Genomic DNA, 2,996 nt, shown 5'->3' with positions numbered 1-2,996 from the left:
TTATCTCAAATTTTAACGAACTATTGATTGAAAGCATAAATATCATTGAAGTGCCCATTGCCATCATCGTCGTCATAGTCGTGCATAAGCGCATCTCCCAGTTTATATTTTTTTAGTCTTTCCATTGTGGCATTCGACGGTTCAGTTATGGCTATTACGCCTCCTTTGTCATAAACCTGTTTCACTTTCTCCAACATATCGTCATCAATGGTCAAGGCGGTTTCGTTGTCGAGAACCACCACCCTCACGCTATTGTCATTTATTGACACGTTCTTTGTCAGGCGGTTTACAAGAGCAGAACCTGCTTCCTTAAAATTGTTACCCAACACTGCCGTTGGCAAATTGAGCTTAACGGAAAGTTGATCGGTCTTTGGCAGGACTTCTCCTGTTGGTGCGTCAAGTTCTTCCCAAGATTCGCTATCATCAGAACATGAGCAACATAACGAAGTCAACATTACCAAACACAACACGGACTTTACAAAAAACTTCATTTTCATTCTTATATTATAGTTCATATTTTAAAGAATTAAATGGTTAAAGAATTCACTGGCAGCCTTATCAAGATTTTCTGCCTATTTTAAGTTGAACGTAAATTTATTCTTATAGTCTCGATTCACACAGACCGTAGCCTTGCGCTGAGAAAGATTATACACCACCGACCACTGGGTATGGCTCGTAGGATTGCCCGGAGTTTCTGCCTGACTCACGCCATTGAGCAGATTCATGGCTCCTTCCTCAGACAACTGATTGTTGTTCTGCTTGATGACGAATTCCATCATGTCATAGCGGGTCTTGCCGTGGTTCGAGAGCTTCGGACCTTTATCAGAACATGCCATGGTTTCAGATACATAGAAGTTGCTGGCATAGCGCTTTTCTATCACCTCGCGGGTGTTTGGTAAAATGTCAGGATATTTAAAATAAGTCTTGCCATCCTCACCCGTATATTCATCGTCTATGTAAATCTTGCTCTGATGCTCCTTGTCATACACGAATTCTACGATGGCATAACGGCCCGTGGCATCTGCCATGTAAAAATGATAGTTGCCGTCGTTATCCGGTATCCAGAGGTCATATCCGTCCAGAATCTTGAGAGCTTCATCCACAGTTCTGGCATGATCCAACATCATGCGCAAGGCAACGGTTGTAGTCAATTTCTTTCCCGTACTAGCCTGCTGGGTCGGTTTGCCGTCGAGATGGAGCACGGAAACGGCAAAGCCAGCCTCGTTCATACCGTCCATCAGGAGATATGGGAATGCCATGATATAGGATAGGTCTTGCGTCTTATTCTTCTCAAACTCAGCCTTGTTATATAGGATGTAATGCCAGAGATCCTGTCGGTAACCTATCCAGTAGGCATCCACCATACTGATGGATTTCAGTCCGCCTTCGGGTGCCGTGCGAACCAGGGCAGCTGCTATCGGTTCGTTATCATGGGAGTAATCAAAGTTGCGCCCCATCAGATAATCGCCCGTATCGGGTGTCGTCACGGCAAAGGCACTGCAGCCTGCATCCAGCTTAACCCTTGCCTTGAGCCAGGATGGCGTCTTGTCGCAGAGGGTTTTCAATACGGCACCAATCAGATGGGTGTTGTCGGTGAGATTGAATCCTGATATGGTAGGGAGTTTATAATCCTCCGTATAGTCAAGATAGAAGAATCTTCCGTCTTTCAAGTCCTGGATAGACCTTACCATCTCCAGTTTCTTGGCATCGGTCAGCAGACTGGCCGGTACGTCCTGATAGTGAGCCTGGTTGTATACTTCTTCAGGGTCATCATCGCTGCACGAAGACACCATAACCATGAAGAAGGTAAAGCAGAAAGTTAAGCATGCAAACATTAGCCACTGAATGCGCTTGCTGTTGAAAGTATTGTTTCTTTTCATAATTAGTGATATTTAAAAGATGAATGATTCATTTTATTTTTCGATGCAAAAGTAATGGAAAATAAGGTTCGATATGGGAAAAAATAACCTGAAAAATACTGATTTTTTAGGAAAACGGGAAAAAATAACCTCAAAAACCGTCAAAATCACAGATTTTTATTATCTTTGCACAATAATAAAGCAATGCCAAGCAAAGCAATGCAAGGTTATGCTAAGAATTCATCTATCAATAATGAATATATCCCTACGGAGTATGAAAGCAAAGAACTCAATAAGAACCAAGTTACGCAGGTTGGAATTCTCCTTGCTGAAGAGGGAATCCAATTACCTCGATCGCCAGCGCCAGTGGCTTCTGGTATGTTTTGCCGTGATGCTTTATCTAGGCATCCTGTCTAATATCCTGGGGTTGTCGGGAGCCTTCGATCCATTTTTTACAGCATCTAACATCGTCTTTCTGGTAGTTGTGGTGTCCTCGTTCGCTGCCTATCTCTTGGGTAAGATAGGGGTGGTGAAAGGGATAACCTTCCTTGCAGTAGCAACTCAGGTTTTCATAGGCATGGATATTCTGTATAGTGCCTTCGTGCCTACATTGAAAGATAATACGATGGTAATTCTCATCAACATGCTCATTCTTGCCGGCAACATGTTTTTCTCGCTGGCAGCTTATCAGGCTCGTCTTACCCGCTGGCTGGTAGGCATAGCCTTGGGAGTTTATCTAGTCTGTGTGATAGTTACGGGCAATGAATCGCTGCGTAATTATTTCTTTATGATGCTGTTGATACTGCTGTTTATCAGTGTGCTGAGTCTGGGCATTGCCCGAAATGGCGAGTATCTGGTAAATGCCAATAAAATATTGCAGCGAGAAGAGGAGGAACTGCTCCAGGTGTTGAGAATCAACAAGAAGCAGATTAAGGCATACGTGGCATTGGCCAAGGAGCGGCATGATGTGAAGCAGACCGAGCATTTGCTGGATTTGCTGGGTGAGGCATCGCAGAAGAATGTGATAGATAATGTATTGCAGTATATTCAGACCCGGGAATTGAGCAAGCAGAATCTGGAGCGTGTTTTTCCGGAATTGAGTTCATCTGCAATAGTTCGTTAAAATTTGAGATAATG

The 2,996-nt window shown here is 43.6% G+C and carries 3 protein-coding genes; 1 reads left to right on the top strand and 2 read right to left on the bottom strand.

What is annotated here, in order from left to right; translation table 11 throughout:
• Positions 1-20: 20 nt before the first annotated feature.
• Both DW657_RS16960 and DW657_RS16955 read right to left on the bottom strand, forming a co-directional pair.
• Positions 21-497, bottom strand: coding sequence for a hypothetical protein (locus tag DW657_RS16960; RefSeq protein WP_147381992.1), 477 nt, complete (start codon positions 495-497; stop codon positions 21-23).
• Positions 498-572: 75 nt separating this feature from the next.
• Positions 573-1,880 carry a carcinine hydrolase/isopenicillin-N N-acyltransferase family protein gene (locus tag DW657_RS16955; RefSeq protein ID WP_117662011.1) on the bottom strand — a complete coding sequence of 436 codons (1,308 nt, stop codon included), beginning with the start codon at positions 1,878-1,880 and terminating at the stop codon, positions 573-575.
• A 253-nt stretch (positions 1,881-2,133) separates the two neighbouring features.
• On the opposite strand from DW657_RS16955, the gene DW657_RS16950 reads away from it, so the two are divergent.
• Complete coding sequence (locus tag DW657_RS16950; protein ID WP_118313523.1) at positions 2,134-2,982, top strand: hypothetical protein; 849 nt, start codon at positions 2,134-2,136, stop codon at positions 2,980-2,982.
• The last annotated feature ends 14 nt before the right edge of the window (positions 2,983-2,996 follow it).

Origin of the sequence: Prevotella sp. AM23-5 (assembly GCF_003473645.1) — a bacterium.
Lineage (GTDB): Bacteria > Bacteroidota > Bacteroidia > Bacteroidales > Bacteroidaceae > Prevotella > Prevotella copri_A.
Note: the sequence above shows the minus strand (reverse complement) of the source record. Positions and strands in the feature narration are given on the sequence as shown.

Bases quoted from the DNA above. Each gene is read 5' to 3' on its own strand.
- DW657_RS16955 (WP_117662011.1), bottom strand. From the start codon at position 1,880: ATGAAAAGAAACAATACTTTCAACAGCAAGCGCATTCAGTGGCTAATG.
- DW657_RS16960 (WP_147381992.1), bottom strand. From the start codon at position 497: ATGAAAATGAAGTTTTTTGTAAAGTCCGTGTTGTGTTTGGTAATGTTG.
- DW657_RS16950 (WP_118313523.1), top strand. From the start codon at position 2,134: ATGAAAGCAAAGAACTCAATAAGAACCAAGTTACGCAGGTTGGAATTC.